The organism is Chryseobacterium sp. S90 (genome assembly GCF_047444895.1).
Taxonomy (GTDB): domain Bacteria; phylum Bacteroidota; class Bacteroidia; order Flavobacteriales; family Weeksellaceae; genus Chryseobacterium.
This window is the reverse complement of the sequence record NZ_JBLGCX010000005.1, coordinates 155628-170301: the sequence shown is the minus strand read 5'-3', so window position 1 is coordinate 170301 and position 14674 is coordinate 155628. Positions and strand designations below refer to the sequence as shown.

General features: G+C 34.8%; 11 protein-coding genes. 7 read left to right on the top strand and 4 right to left on the bottom strand.

Annotation, left to right across the window (positions count from 1 at the left end):
- Positions 1 to 11: 11 nt before the first annotated feature.
- Complete coding sequence (gap, locus tag ACLMCG_RS14630) at positions 12 to 1016, top strand: type I glyceraldehyde-3-phosphate dehydrogenase (RefSeq protein WP_047379077.1); 1005 nt, start codon at positions 12 to 14, stop codon at positions 1014 to 1016.
- Between the two features lie 85 nt (positions 1017 to 1101).
- Here gap and ACLMCG_RS14625 read toward each other — a convergent pair whose 3' ends face one another.
- Positions 1102 to 2463, bottom strand: a complete 1362-nt coding sequence (locus ACLMCG_RS14625) for a hypothetical protein (protein WP_413960100.1) — start codon at positions 2461 to 2463, stop codon at positions 1102 to 1104.
- A 141-nt stretch (positions 2464 to 2604) separates the two neighbouring features.
- Here ACLMCG_RS14625 and ACLMCG_RS14620 point away from each other — a divergent pair, with 141 nt between their 5' ends.
- The 3 genes from ACLMCG_RS14620 to recA all read left to right on the top strand — a co-directional run bounded on the left by ACLMCG_RS14620 (position 2605) and on the right by recA (position 6159).
- The gene (locus ACLMCG_RS14620) at positions 2605 to 3402 is read left to right on the top strand and encodes a response regulator transcription factor (RefSeq protein ID WP_223599841.1); all 798 of its coding nucleotides are present in this window, start codon (positions 2605 to 2607) and stop codon (positions 3400 to 3402) included.
- A 73-nt stretch (positions 3403 to 3475) separates the two neighbouring features.
- On the top strand, positions 3476 to 4666 hold the full coding sequence (locus ACLMCG_RS14615; protein WP_413960101.1) for an oxygenase MpaB family protein: 1191 nt from the start codon (positions 3476 to 3478) through the stop codon (positions 4664 to 4666).
- Between the two features lie 491 nt (positions 4667 to 5157).
- Positions 5158 to 6159, top strand: coding sequence for a recombinase RecA (gene recA, locus ACLMCG_RS14610; RefSeq protein WP_223599839.1), 1002 nt, complete (start codon positions 5158 to 5160; stop codon positions 6157 to 6159).
- A 318-nt stretch (positions 6160 to 6477) separates the two neighbouring features.
- Here recA and ACLMCG_RS14605 read toward each other — a convergent pair whose 3' ends face one another.
- Both ACLMCG_RS14605 and ACLMCG_RS14600 read right to left on the bottom strand, forming a co-directional pair.
- Positions 6478 to 7917: a hypothetical protein gene (locus ACLMCG_RS14605; RefSeq protein WP_413960102.1), complete on the bottom strand. Its 1440-nt coding sequence runs from the start codon at positions 7915 to 7917 to the stop codon at positions 6478 to 6480.
- 150 nt (positions 7918 to 8067) lie between these two features.
- Positions 8068 to 10968 (bottom strand): alpha/beta hydrolase family protein, encoded by a 2901-nt coding sequence (locus ACLMCG_RS14600; RefSeq protein WP_413960103.1) that lies wholly within the window; start codon positions 10966 to 10968, stop codon positions 8068 to 8070.
- 152 nt (positions 10969 to 11120) lie between these two features.
- Between ACLMCG_RS14600 and htpG the strand changes: the two genes are divergently transcribed.
- Together htpG and ACLMCG_RS14590 are read left to right on the top strand one after the other, a co-directional pair.
- A complete protein-coding gene (gene htpG / locus ACLMCG_RS14595) occupies positions 11121 to 13013 on the top strand; it encodes a molecular chaperone HtpG (RefSeq protein WP_413960198.1) in 1893 nt (630 codons plus the stop codon).
- A gap of 395 nt (positions 13014 to 13408) precedes the next feature.
- On the top strand, positions 13409 to 13801 hold the full coding sequence (locus ACLMCG_RS14590) for a helix-turn-helix transcriptional regulator (protein ID WP_223599836.1): 393 nt from the start codon (positions 13409 to 13411) through the stop codon (positions 13799 to 13801).
- A gap of 293 nt (positions 13802 to 14094) precedes the next feature.
- On the opposite strand, the gene ACLMCG_RS14585 is transcribed toward ACLMCG_RS14590, so the two are convergent.
- Positions 14095 to 14391 (bottom strand): methylated-DNA--[protein]-cysteine S-methyltransferase, encoded by a 297-nt coding sequence (locus ACLMCG_RS14585; RefSeq protein WP_309872808.1) that lies wholly within the window; start codon positions 14389 to 14391, stop codon positions 14095 to 14097.
- An 89-nt stretch (positions 14392 to 14480) separates the two neighbouring features.
- Between ACLMCG_RS14585 and ACLMCG_RS14580 the strand changes: the two genes are divergently transcribed.
- The gene (locus ACLMCG_RS14580; RefSeq protein ID WP_223599835.1) at positions 14481 to 14627 is read left to right on the top strand and encodes a hypothetical protein; all 147 of its coding nucleotides are present in this window, start codon (positions 14481 to 14483) and stop codon (positions 14625 to 14627) included.
- Positions 14628 to 14674: the final 47 nt, after the last annotated feature.

Below are 14674 nucleotides of genomic sequence, written 5' to 3'. Positions count from 1 at the left end.
AACAAACTATTATGTCAACAATTAAAGTAGGTATCAACGGTTTTGGTAGAATTGGACGTCTTGTTTTCAGAGCAATGACTGAAAGAGACAACATTGAAGTTGTAGGAATCAATGACCTTATTAATGCAGAATACATGGCTTACATGTTAAAATATGACTCTGTACACGGTATTTTCCCAGGTGAAGTTTCTGTAGAAGGAAACGATCTTGTAGTAAACGGGAAAAGAATCAGAGTAACTGCTGAAAGAGATCCTAACAACCTAAAGTGGAATGAAATTGGTGCTGACTATATCGTAGAATCCACAGGTCTTTTCTTATCTAAAGATACTGCTCAGGCTCACATCAACGCTGGTGCTAAGAAAGTAATCCTTTCTGCTCCTTCTAAAGATGATACTCCAATGTTCGTAATGGGTGTAAACCACAAGGAACTTACTGATGATATCAAAATCTTATCAAACGCTTCTTGTACTACAAACTGTTTAGCTCCTTTAGCTAAAGTGATCCACGATAACTTCGGAATCGTAGAAGGTTTAATGACCACTGTACACGCTACAACAGCTACTCAAAAGACTGTTGACGGTCCTTCAGTAAAAGACTGGAGAGGTGGTAGAGCTGCTCTAAACAACATCATCCCTTCTTCTACAGGTGCTGCTAAAGCAGTAGGAAAAGTAATCCCTTCTTTGAACGGAAAACTTACAGGTATGTCTTTCAGAGTACCAACTGTTGACGTTTCTGTAGTAGACTTAACAGTAAGAATTGATAAAGCTGCTTCTTATGAAGAAATCTGTTCAGTAATCAAAGCTGCTTCTGAAGGTGAATTGAAAGGTATCCTTGGATACACTGAAGATGCAGTAGTATCTCAGGACTTCGTAGGAGATAAGAGAACTTCTATCTTCGACAAAGATGCTGGTATCATGCTTTCTCCAAACTTCGTGAAACTTGTTTCTTGGTATGACAACGAAATGGGTTACTCTAACAAGTTAGTAGATATGCTTGTACACGCGGCTTCTTTATAATAAGTAATGAGCGATAAGCAATATAAAACCTTCCCGATGGGAAGGTTTTTTCACATAATACATTTTAATTTATTTATAACTATGATCATTTTTTATCATTGTTATATAAATTGTAAGTTACTCCAAAAAACCACGCCCCTTTATAAACATTATCATATCTAATTTCAGTATCTGCTACATTTATAAATGCGTACCTATCAGAATCCATGATGGGTGATAAATTTGACGTATTTATCCTTTTCACTTTTATAAAAGAATATCCAAAAGTTGTAATTAGTCTATTTTTTTCTAAAAAGAATAAAGACAATCCACCATAAAAACCTGCACTTGCATTATCTGCTAAACTAATTCCAAAAGAAAAACCTGGTTGAACCAACCATTCTGGTTTATTATGATATACATGTATTAAACCTCCTAAAGCATTTGTAATTTTATCTGTATTACCTTTCGCTATTTCTTTATTTCCAAGAGAATTAGTATAAGAAGTATAGTTATCATTACCTATAAAACTAAGAAAATAACCGGCACTAAAATTGATTTTCCATCCCCCATAAGTAGTAAATGTAATTGGAGAATAAGAATACACAACCTCTCCTTTCTTATTTTTAAGTTGCGGAGTAATGATTGTCACATCTTCAGTTAATTGTTGAGCTGGTAAAATAATATTAAACTGTGACATTAAAATTTTTTTGTACAAAGAAATTCCATTCTTTGATTTTAAAGATATCTTATCAGTACTCGTTGAAATATTTTTATAAATTTCAGATGCTAATAAAAAGTCTTTATCATAAAAATTATCAGCATTTAGTTGTTTGGCTAAGCTAATAAATTTTTTATAATCACTAGTAAGTTTTAGATAGGATGAAGATAAGGACTCTATACTTGATTCTATTTTATTATAATCTTCAAATTTTGGTTCAAAATGAGAAAAATGAGAAAAATACAATTGCCTGGAACTTTCAATTACAGAAACCGAATCTATAAAAATGGAATCTGAAATAATAAAATTAAGTTCATCATCAAGTTGCATCAATGATCTCATTAATTGATATTTCTGAAAAAAAGATTTAAAATCATTATGTATTGTACTTCTTAAATTTTCATATTCATATTCCACTTCACTTTTTTTATTTTTTTTCTCAAGAATAGTATTTTCAACATATAAGGCATTAACATTATCAGTTGGGTTTATTGTATTTGTTGGTTTACTCTGATCTGTAAACCACTGAGGAGGTTTAAAATCTATATTTTCAACTTTAACAGTAGAAAAACCAGTAATTTTAAAAACATTCACATCTTTTAATATAAATTCAACATATGTGTTTTTCTCCAATATGCTTGGTATTTGTTTATCTTTTGATAAATCTATTCTAATTACTTTAGCATTTTTTTGGCTCAAAGCTAATCCAGCCCAAAGTAGAAACAGTAATAAAATTTTTGTTTTCATGGTTATTATTTTTCAGATTAAAGTTTTTTTGAAATGGTCATTAGTTTTATTTAAAGCTACAATACTTACCTACCACATGAAATACCACAAAAGGGTGATTTTTTTAACATAATTTTATTATTTTTAAGAAAACATTAACCAATGGAGAAAAAACATTTGACTCATGCAAAAAAACCGCATCCCCTCACCAAAGTCTGGAATGACTATCCTGAAATTTTACAGAATAATAACAGAGTCCTCCCCGTTCCCGCCATAGAACATCTTATAGGAGAAATCTTTGCGCCGGGAAAATTTTATTATTATGTTATTAATTTTGCAGACAGCACCATTTGCAATCATCATGAAGACATTTTGAAAATACATGGTCTTATTAAATATCCAGTACACCTGAAAGAAATTATAGACCTCATCCATCCCGATGACATTGAGTTTGTCATGGAAGCAGAAAGAATGTCAATAGAAAAAATAAAAGAAATTAACGGCTTTGATTACCAGCAGGAACTGAAAACCAGCTACTGTTTCAGAATGAGAACTTCAAAAGGTAATTATGAACTCTTCCATCATCAGGCCTTACACACTTATAAAGATGAAAACGGCAGGCTTTTGCAGTCTGTTAATATACACACCAATATTGAACACATCACGCACCAAAATTCTTATGTTGTATTGCTATCCGGAATCAATGGTCGGGAAGATTTTCACCAGATGCAGTGGATGGAACATGATAAACCTCATGAATCTACTCCTGTCATTTTCACCAAAAGAGAGGTCGAGATTATCAACTGTATTGCAAAAGGCTATTCCACTGGAGAAATATCCGATCTGCTAAATATTTCAGAAGAAACTGTGCGCACCCACAGAAAAAATATTTTAAGAAAATCCGATTGCAGAAACAGCTCCGAACTCATTAAAAAAACTTTTGAATGGGGATACCTATAAAATCTTTATCCTAAGCCTGACAAATCTCACCAAAGAATTTCAGCATAAAACTTGTACTTTTATGGGTAAAGGAATGAAAATGATACAACCACGATTTAAAGATGCTCCCCATTTCAGAGATTTCTGGGAGAGTGGAAACGGAAAACTGCTTATTGAATTTTCCGGAGCAGAAGTGAATTTTGAAAAATTTGAAAAATTTGCTCCTTTTTTCCATCATGTGGATGAAACCGGTGATGAGGTTGTAAGAGATGTTTATTTTACTAAAAAATTTCATGAAGCATCTAGGGAAATTGAACACTACACCAGAAATGGAGTTTCGGAAACAGATTCAGTTCCTGAAAGTGTAAAAAAGCTTTTCACCCAAACTCAGAAAGTTCCTGAATGGCTTGATTACAATTTACTCAAAAGCGGTGCTGAACTCTGCATGAGGAGCAACCTGGATTCTCTGATCTCGTTGAGGGATTATTGTCTGATCGGTGGTTATGACTACGCTTACCTCAACAAACCCCTTATTGTTACAGAGGCATTAAAAAAGGGTGCGGTAAAACGTCTTTCAGAAACATTAGATTTCTGGGTAAATGCGACACGTTACAATGCACTGGAAGTTCACGCAAAAGGATATGAATTTGCGATAAAAACCCGCCTGATCCATTCTTACGCAAGACTTTCCATAAAAAAACATTATCAAAACTGGGATACTGAAAACTGGGGTGAGCCAATCAATTCATGGGATATGATGGCAACGTATATCGGTTTCAGTCTTGTCTTTCTTCACAGTCTTCAAAAATTGGGAAATACTTTTTCCATTGAGGAAGAACAGGGAATTTTTCACCTTTGGAAATATGTAGGCTATCTTTTGGGAATTCCGGAACAGCTTCTCCCTGACAATAAAAAACAAGCTACTGAATATTTTTATTTATGGACTTCTGTTCAACCTCCGTCCGATAAAGATTCTGTTCTTCTTGCCCATTCTCTGCTGAATGAGTCTCTGGAAAATCCAATTTTAAAATTTGAACTCCAAAGGAAAAATTTAAAATATCTGCATGTCTGCTGTACCTGGTTTCTGCTGGATGATGAAGTCTGCAAAAGGCTGCAGATCCCGGAAGTTCCCAACAAAAATCTGTTTCCAAAATCAAAGATCCTTTTCAACAAAATTTATGACAGAATCGTAAGCCGCGATGCCAGAATAAAAAGAGGAAATAAGGATCAGATGAAAGTATTGGAAGATTATCTGAATATCACCAAGAATTCAAATTTTCATTAAAATACCTCTTTTAAAAATCGCAAAGGCGCAAAAAATTCCTATGCGTTACAAAAACTTTTAAGGCGCAAGAAAATGAAAGATTTTCAGCTAGAGAAATTATAAATCTTAAATAAATTTTTCTCGAAGATCAAGCTATTTACGCAGATTTTTATTAACATCTGCATAATCAGCAAAATTAGCGAGAGATAAAATAATTTTACAGTATTCAATTTTATCTTCGATAAAATCTTTGCGCCTTAAAGCATAGAATCATTAAAAAAGCTTGCGTCTTTGCGGGTCTCCAACAAACCTTACATTAATAAATAAGCATTTTTTAGTTACAAAAAAAATCTTTAAATATTCCTATACAGTTCATCCTCCATTCTTTCGTTATGAATAAAATCAGCAGCAAAATTTTATCATTTTTTAACTCTAAAAACACTTTTCAGGGACAAAAAACATTAGTTTTTGATATTTAAATTATGTATTTTTGAGAAATTATTTTAATAGCGATGAGTAACATTGATGATAAGAAAAAAGCACTTGCTTTAGTGCTTGACAAATTAGATAAAACATACGGAAAGGGAACAGTAATGACTTTAGGTGATGAATCTATAGACAATACAATAGAAGTAATTCCTTCCGGTTCTTTAGGATTAGATATCGCATTAGGTATCGGCGGATATCCAAAAGGAAGAATCATTGAAATATACGGTCCTGAATCTTCAGGTAAAACAACATTAACCCTTCATGCTATTGCTGAAGCTCAAAAAGCAGGTGGTATTGCAGCATTTATTGATGCAGAGCACGCTTTCGACAGAACGTATGCTGCGAAACTAGGAATTGATCTGGAAAACCTTATCATTTCTCAGCCGGATAATGGAGAACAGGCTTTAGAAATTGCAGATAACCTTATCCGTTCAGGAGCTATTGATATCGTTGTGATTGACTCTGTTGCTGCTCTTACGCCAAAAGCGGAGATTGAAGGTGAAATGGGAGATTCTAAAATGGGTCTTCATGCAAGATTAATGTCTCAGGCATTAAGAAAGCTTACAGCTACTATTTCAAGAACAAAATGTACAGTGATTTTCATTAACCAGTTGAGAGAAAAGATCGGGGTAATGTTCGGAAATCCTGAAACCACTACCGGAGGTAACGCTCTTAAGTTCTATGCTTCTGTAAGAATTGATATCAGAAAAGCCAGCGCACCTATCAAACAAGGTGATGAAGCTATCGGTAGCCGTGTGAAAGTGAAGATTGTGAAAAACAAAGTAGCACCTCCTTTCAAACAGGCAGAATTCGATATCATGTATGGTGAAGGAGTTTCTAAAGTAGGTGAGATTCTTGATACCGCAGTAGATATGGGAATTGTGAAGAAAAGCGGATCTTGGTTCAGCTACGAAGAGACTAAACTTGGTCAGGGACGTGATGCTGTAAAAGAAGTTTTAAAAGACAATCCGGATCTTTCTGAGGAATTGGAAAACAAGATCAAGGAAGAAATGAAAAACAAATAATTTTTCAGAAAAAATATAGAAAGGCAGTCTTAGGATTGCCTTTTTTATTTTTTGCAAACTTACCACGCAAAGGTTTCATCTGTGTACTGTAATATTTTTTAAGAGAGCAAAGGGCGGAATCAATTTTCATTGATTCGTACTAAGCAAACGCTTCATTTACCACAAAGTCCTTTAACGACAAAGTCGTAACCTTTTGGACCCTTACCATCAGCTATCGAATCACATAATTCTTTACGTTTAAATAAATAAAGGAAGGATCAGAAAATAAAAAGAGGTCATTCCATGGAACAACCTCTTTAGCTTTTATATTCTTTTAAATTATTCAGCAATTTTACCTTGCAGCTGAAGTGCTCCGGTAACTTTCATCCCTTTTACAGGAGTTTCAAATCGCATATTTTCTTTATTCACAAAAGCATCAATGGTGAAGAAATCTTCATTCTCTTCGTTGGTAATCAATTTCAGTTTCAGAATATATCCTTTAACGCTTCCCTCTTCAAGTAATTCTGTTTCTTTAAAGTCTACAACCTGTGCAATAAAATCAAAACATGCATAATTAGGAAGATCCTGGCTTGGTGCATAGGTTGTGAAGTCTTCACTCATTTTAGTTCCATCAGGTAAATCAGTGTTTGTGTGAACGTCAAGAATGAAAACAATTCCGCTGATATTTACCTTCAGATGAGGCTGAGTCATGTAAGTATTTCTATTTTCTGCATAATCTGTAGCAAAGAACCAAACTCCAAAAGTTTCTCTTGCCGGACCCGCTACAATCGCCTGCAGGTTCAATGCATTTTCCCACTCTCTGATTGACCTTGTTTCAAAATCTAAAGTATAATTAGTCTTTACCTCCGGAATTATGGTACTTAATTCATCTGTAACAATCGTTTTAAATCTTACATCTTCAAATTCTGTTTTGTTTTTATCTTCACCGGATGAATCCGTAACCGTAGACTGCATTAAAACAGTGGTAAGATATTGACCGTAATCTTTAGTCTGGAAATTTTCATGACCAAAAATACCGCTCCAGGTATTCACAAGATTATGAACATTTGATTTTCTTATGATAATTCCTGCTTCATTAGTTGTTTCAGGAGCAGCAATTCCTTCCGTATTCGGGAAATAATCCTTACCATCCACCAACTGATGATTCATGATCTCATTATTTTCTTCGTGAGAAAACTCTGCAAAACCTTTATAAGTGACATTTTGATTTTCAAATATATAAGGAAGCCCTGTTTTTGCCTTATCAGATCCTTCAAAATGATAAGAAAGTGAAATTGCTTTAAATTCTTCCTCTTTTGTTGCCGGATTATGATTAGCATTATTATCAAACTGAGAGTGATACAAAATCATATAAGATTTGATCTTACCCTCCTGAAGTTCGTTTTCAAATTTTTCTTCCATTTGTGCGATCGCCTGTTGTGGAGCAAGTGCATAAGCATCTTCTGTTACCATATAAGCAAAGCCTTCTACCTCACCATTTTCTTTTTCAAAAGCAGAAATAGGTGTATACTCCCCTCTTAGCTGAAGCGCTATAGAATAGACTATATAATCATTATAAATTTTGATTTTTTCATATTCCTTATTTACCGTCTTCGGTTCTTCCAATTGTGATGAAGGGATTTCCGGTATTGTTTCCACCACTTCTTCCGCTACTTCCTGTACTACTAATTTTTCCCCCGGCATTTCCATTTCCTGAACCAAAGTACTTACATTTTCCTGATTGTTATTTTTCTTCTTAAAAAAATCAAAGATTCCCATACTGTTATTTATAATTGGCGGTAAATATAATAAAAGTGCCCAACAGACCCATCATAAAAAAAATGCCATTGTGTCAGTTTATGTTTTGTGATATATTTTCTGAGAAGTATAAAAAAACCCGGCGGAGCCTTTGGCTCCGCCGGGTTCATATTAATTAGGCTTATCATCTGTCAGCTCAAATCCCCAATCTTTTCCTTTTTGGGTGGCCGGAATACCTTTCGTCATCCAGACCGGAGCTTTAGCACCTTTAAGATAATAATCAAAAAACTGCTGTTCACGGATTTGAATATCCTTTCTGTTCTGGCGTTTTACCAGATTGTGATCATCACCATTATAGTTCAGAAGCCATACCGGCTTTCCGAGACGGCGTAATGCAGTAAACATTTCAATTCCCTGATACCATGGCACTGCACCATCTTTATCATTACTCATAATTACTACCGGAGTCTGTACTTTATCAATAGTAAAAAGCGGTGAATTTTTAATATAAAGATCCGGTGCTTCCCATAGATTTTTTCCTAATCTGCTTTGTGATTTCTCATACTGAAACTGTCTGTTCATCCCGGAAGTCCATCGGATTCCTCCATATGCGGAAGTCATGTTGACAACAGGAGCTCCACTCCACGCGGCTGCATACATATTGGTATGAGCAATAAGATAGGCTACCTGATAACCACCCCAGCTTTGTCCCTGAATTCCGATTTTAGTACCATTTACCCAGGAATTTTGCTTTAGCTTTTCAACTCCGGAATTAATGTATTCCATTGCAGATTCTCCAGGGAAGCCGTCTGTGTAAGAAATATCAGGTGTGAAAACCAGATATCCGTTGCTCACAAAATAAGAAATATTCAATCTTGAAGGTGTAGGAGCGGGCGCAACATAGCGGTTCAGATTATCAGAAAGTTTTTCATAGAAATAGACAATCATAGGATATTTTTTATTCGGATCGAAATTTTCCGGTTTGTATAAAACTCCTGTAGAAGTATTCCCTTTTGGTGTTGTCCAGTTTACCAGTTCATCTGTACCCCAGTTATACTGGTTTTGCTGCGGATTCGTATCACTCAGCTTTTGTTGTTTTGAGAAATCAGATGTTGCAAAAATATTGGGAGAATCAGTGTATGATTCCTTTACCATAATATATTCTTCTGCATTTTTTGCTTTTTGAAGACTTCTGTATCCCCATACATTTTCCATCTGGATTTTTACCGGATCAGAATTCGACTGAATAGATGTTTTAAAAATCCCATTCGCTTTGGATGTATTATCAAATGCTGATAAATAAATGGCTGATTTTCTGTTTAAGCTTTTAATATCTTTATCTAAATCATAAGTATCAAATGTTATTTTATGCTTACGCCCAAATCCATTGGTAATATTTCTAGGCTTTTTTGAACCATTCAGGAAAAACTCCCAAAGATCGTAGCGGTCTCTGATAATCACAGATTCATCATTATCTGTCCAGGATGCAATACCATAAGAATTTGGAAAATCCGGCATATCAAATTCCTCGTCCACAAATGAAACAGGTAATCCGCTACTCAATGGAAGAGTTTGTTTGGTTTTCACATTATAGCTCAGCCATTTTCCTTTTTCTCTGTCAAAAATCACAACAAATTTTCCTAGTGGAGATACAGCCGCCGCACCGTTCAGATTCTGAATAATTTCCGTTCTTTCCCCTGTTTTATTATCAATCAGGAAATACGTTTTCTTTGTTGCCCCTTCCCATTGTGAAGAAATACGGTTGTTTAAACTTGTAATACCAAGCGCAAATTCAGCATTCCCCTCATTTACCAGTCTTAAAGTATCCAAATCTTCACCATCTATTTTTCTGAAGACATCCGGTTTTTCCGTCTGCATTACCGCGGCATAAGATTTTTTCAGATCATTTTTCAATTCCTTTAGCTGCACTGTTTGCAGATAATCATCTTTATAATTCCAGACGTCTACAACGGCATGGTCATTCGCGATCATTGCAGTATCTTTCGCGATAGGCTTTGGAGCAATACCGAAATACAACTGCTTCCCATTTTTACTGAATAACGGTAAACGGTTTTCAGAAACCACCCAGTTCTTCTTCATCTGTGCATTTTCATTGGTAATCGTTTCTTTTTTATTTCCTTTAAAATTAAAATAATACAACTGATATAATTTCACCAAATCATTTTGTGCGGAAGAAGTTCCCACATATGCCAGCTGATTTCCTTCTTCGTCAAAAGACAATTGTGAAAAATCACCTTCCATTTCTGAAATCTTATTTACAGTTCCTTTTTGCAGATCTACAACCTGTACGGTCTGAAGTGCATATTTCTTAGGTTTTGATTTATCTGTATCTTTTTTGTCCTCAGATTTCTCATCTGCGGAATCCTTTACTTCTTTTTTATCCTTTTTAGGTTTTTCTTCCGGTTTTTTAGTCACGAAAACAAGCTGCTTTCCATTTTTACTAAACTCATAACGAATTACATTATCATATTCCGTAGTTTTTCCATCCAAAAGATTTCGCACAATCAGCTGCAGAGGCTTTACATTTTTATCTTCATCTTTATTTTCGTCTCCATCTTCTTTATCGGAGGCATCATCCGAAGATTTATCTTTTGCATTCTCCAGAAGATAGGCAACATAAGAACCTGCTTTTTCCGGAATTTTAAATGATTTCACATTCGGGATTTTCTCTGTTTTATCATGTAAAAAATCAACAATCGCAAGGCTGTCTTTTGTTAATTTATTCTTCTTAAGTTTTTTATCTTTTACTGCTTTTATATCTTTATACTGCGGACGGATTTGAAAGACAGCAAACCTGGAATCATTCGTAAAATCTACTTTTGTTCCTCTTGCAAACTTTTTTGACGTTTTATTTTTAATGGAATATAAAGAAAGGTTAGAATTTCCTTCCTGAGCATCTACAGAATAGGCAACCCATTTTCCATCATTGGAGATTTTTCTCGAGCCAATATTCTGCCAACTGTCATAGACAGAATGGTCTAAAGGCTTCTTCTGCCCATATACCCAGAAGGTCATGATGAGCAGCATAAAAACTGTACATTTCAACTTCATTTTTAAAATATTTTAAGAATTAAAAGTAAGGTATTTCTTTGACAAATCTATATAACAAGACCGTTTCAGTTTGAAAAAATGACATTCTGTCACTTTCATCTTCATGGTATTTTTTTTGAGAAGTATGTTGAACAATTAAAATATAAAATATGATGACTAAAGGAAATATTAATGTATCTGTGGAAAATATTTTCCCGCTTATTAAAAAATTTCTTTACAGTGACCACGAAATATTCTTAAGAGAATTGATCTCCAATGCAACGGATGCTACTTTAAAATTAAAACATTTAACAAGCATCGGAGAAGCAAAAGTGGAATACGGAAATCCGAAACTTGAAGTAAAGATTGATAAAGACCAGAAAACTTTACGTATTATCGACCAGGGTATTGGGATGACAGGTGAAGAAGTTGAAAAATACATCAACCAGGTTGCTTTCTCAGGAGCTGAGGAGTTTTTGGAAAAATATAAAGATTCTGCGAAAGATTCAGGGATTATCGGACATTTCGGTCTTGGATTCTACTCTGCATTTATGGTGGCTGAAAAGGTAGAAATTCTTACAAAGTCTTATAAAGATGAACCAGCTGTACGTTGGATCTGCGATGGAAGCCCGGAATTCACTCTTGAAGAAACTACTGACAAAACTGATAGAGGAACTGAAATCATCCTTCATATTGCTGAAGATTCTGTAGAATTTTTAGAAGAAGGAAAAATCCGTGAACTGTTATTAAAGTATAATAAATTCATGCCTGTTCCGATCAAATTCGGGACTAAGACCCATACACTTCCTTTACCGGATGACGCTCCTGAAGATTCAGTAGCAGAAACGGAAGAGGTAGACAATATCATCAATAATCCGGTACCGGCATGGACGATCGCTCCAAGCGAACTGACCAACGAAGATTATATGAAATTCTACCACGAGCTGTATCCAATGCAGTTTGAGGAGCCTTTATTCAATATTCACCTGAACGTTGATTATCCTTTCAACCTTACGGGAGTTCTTTTCTTCCCGAAACTGAGCAACAACCTGAATATTGAGAAAGACAAAATTCAATTATATCAAAACCAGGTATTCGTAACGGACGAAGTAAAAGGAATTGTTCCGGACTTTCTGATGCTACTGAGAGGAGTTATTGATTCTCCGGATATTCCATTGAACGTTTCCCGTTCTTATCTTCAGGCTGATGGCGCTGTAAAGAAGATTTCATCTTACATCACGAAAAAAGTAGCCGACAAAATGGCCTCTTTAATCAACGAAAACCGTGAAGACTACGAGAAAAAATGGAATGACATTAAGATTGTAATCGAGTACGGAATTATTACGGAAGAAAAATTTGCTGAAAAAGCAGACAAATTCACGTTATATCCTACTACAGACGGAAAATATTTCCTTTGGGATGAACTGGTTGAGAAAATCAAACCTATCCAAACGGATAAAGACAATAAACTGGTTGTACTTTATGCTACCAATGCTGATGAACAGCACAGCTATATCCAGTCTGCAAAGGATAAAGGATATGAAGTTTTGTTATTAGATTCTCCTATCACTCCACATGTTATCCAGAAGCTGGAAACTTCAAAAGAAAATATCTCTTTTGCAAGAGTAGATGCAGATCACGTGAACAACCTGATTAAAAAAGATGAGCCGGTAATTTCAAAACTGAATGAAACTGAAAAAGAATCTTTGAAAAAGAATGTTGAAGAAGCTATACAGGATTCTAAGTTTACAGTTCAGCTTGAAGATCTTGACAGCAATGATGCTCCATTCACTATTACCCAACCTGAATTCATGAGAAGAATGAAAGAAATGCAGGCTACAGGCGGTGGTGGTATGTTTGGAATGGGAGGTTTCCCGGAGATGTACAATCTTGTGGTAAACTCCAATAGTGAGCTTTCCAATCAGATTTTAAAAACTGAAAATGCTGAAGAGAAAGAAAGCTTAATCAAATATGCCTTGGATCTTGCAAAACTTTCACAAAACTTACTGAAAGGAAAAGACCTGACAGATTTTATACAGAGAAGCTATAAGCAACTTGAAAAATAAATTACAAGAGACTGTTTCATTTTGAAGCAGTCTTTTTTTGTCTACAGAGGTTGGGAAAACGCAAAGGCGCAAGATTTTTATATACTATGCGCTTTAGGGCGCAAGGATTTTATCTCTGATAAAATTTTTTAATCCTAATAATTCTTGCTGAAAATCTTACATCGAGCGAAGTCGAAATGTTCTTGCGCCTTAAAAATATACCTAACGCATGAAAAAATCTTTGCGTCTTTGCGTTTTCTAACAATCTAAAAATCATCAACAGCTAATATAAATAATCTGAATATTATAAACCTGTTCCTTCTTTTCTCTTAATCTTCATTGCTTTACTCTACATTTTATTCGTTTTCTATTGTATAGCTTATGCTTTTTTGCCATTTTTGTATAAAATGTAGGTCATGCAAAAAGAAAAATTACGCGTCATCAGAAAGCAAAAAGGCTACACTCAACAGCAGGTAGCTGACTTTATCGCAACAGATGTATCTAATTACAGCAGAAAAGAAAGCGGTGATGTGAGGATCGTAAAAGATGAATGGGACAAACTTGCCCGTTTTCTGGATGTACCCATTGAGGACATTTATGAAGAAGAGGAAGCTACAGTAGTAATTAATAATAACCATCCTGTATTTAATGACAGATCCTCGTCTGCAGGAGTTATTAATAGTCTGAATAACTATGATAATATTCCGGGAGATATTATTGAAAACCTACAAAACTATATTGCTTTATTAAAAGAAGAAAATGAAAGACTTAAAGAAGAACTGAAAGGTCTCCCAAGCGGAAAAAAATAATACGGTTTGAAACTTTAAAAATATTGGTGTCACTCATATTCAACTATGAAGTGACATTTTTTTGTGATATGTAATATTGATGTATGAGCTTTTTGACGCAAAGTACTTAATGATTCGAATGTTTTACTTCAGGTGGCAAAGAGTTGCGACTCTGTCGCTGATGAAGCTTTGGGGCAATACGTTCGCTTAAAAAAATCAATGAAATTGATTCCCTTCTTTGCTCCCTTAAAAATAGTACAGCCTATAGATAAAAGCTTTGCGTTAAAAAAATCATCGTTTCCGAAACTTAAAATTTACAATTCAGCCAACGGATCCCAGAATAGTTTTTTGAAGTTTTTAATTCTAAGATTTTCTACAGTGATTCCCTCCGCTTCAAGCTTAGGTTGAAATTCCGGAACAGATAAAACTCCTGAGCTTGATATAACACGGTGAGCCGGAACATCTTTTGGACAACCACCCATCGCTTTCCCTACATGCCTAGAATGATTTGGATAGCCAACTGCTTTTGCTATGGCACCATATGTAGAAACTCTTCCTTTGGGAATAAGTCTTGCTACTTCGTATACCTGTTGTTTGAAAATTTCGTCCATGTCAAATTGTTATTTTTTAGCAAGCTTTCTTTTTTGCATCATTTTTGAACTCTTTCAACCTCAATGATGTTTGATTAAAAGATAAAGATATGAAAAAATCATTTTTCAGGCTGTTGAATGCCATTAATAAAAAGGTACTTCCAAAGTTGAGCAAGAAGGATCCTAATCATCTGACTAAGATTGAAAAGGGAATTTTGGCATATCGTTATTTTGTGCTGGTGAATTCTTTGGATTGATTTTTATTTTCCCACAGATCGCACAGATTTTCACAAATGTATGTTTT

Excerpts from the sequence above, each read along its gene's own strand:
- recA (WP_223599839.1), top strand. The coding sequence starts at position 5,158 with ATGAGTAACATTGATGATAAGAAAAAAGCACTTGCTTTAGTGCTTGAC.
- ACLMCG_RS14585 (WP_309872808.1), bottom strand. The coding sequence starts at position 14,391 with ATGGACGAAATTTTCAAACAACAGGTATACGAAGTAGCAAGACTTATT.
- ACLMCG_RS14600 (WP_413960103.1), bottom strand. The coding sequence starts at position 10,968 with ATGAAGTTGAAATGTACAGTTTTTATGCTGCTCATCATGACCTTCTGG.
- ACLMCG_RS14620 (WP_223599841.1), top strand. The coding sequence starts at position 2,605 with ATGGAGAAAAAACATTTGACTCATGCAAAAAAACCGCATCCCCTCACC.
- ACLMCG_RS14605 (WP_413960102.1), bottom strand. The coding sequence starts at position 7,917 with ATGGGAATCTTTGATTTTTTTAAGAAGAAAAATAACAATCAGGAAAAT.
- ACLMCG_RS14580 (WP_223599835.1), top strand. The coding sequence starts at position 14,481 with ATGAAAAAATCATTTTTCAGGCTGTTGAATGCCATTAATAAAAAGGTA.
- ACLMCG_RS14590 (WP_223599836.1), top strand. The coding sequence starts at position 13,409 with ATGCAAAAAGAAAAATTACGCGTCATCAGAAAGCAAAAAGGCTACACT.
- ACLMCG_RS14615 (WP_413960101.1), top strand. The coding sequence starts at position 3,476 with ATGAAAATGATACAACCACGATTTAAAGATGCTCCCCATTTCAGAGAT.
- ACLMCG_RS14625 (WP_413960100.1), bottom strand. The coding sequence starts at position 2,463 with ATGAAAACAAAAATTTTATTACTGTTTCTACTTTGGGCTGGATTAGCT.
- htpG (WP_413960198.1), top strand. The coding sequence starts at position 11,121 with ATGACTAAAGGAAATATTAATGTATCTGTGGAAAATATTTTCCCGCTT.
- gap (WP_047379077.1), top strand. The coding sequence starts at position 12 with ATGTCAACAATTAAAGTAGGTATCAACGGTTTTGGTAGAATTGGACGT.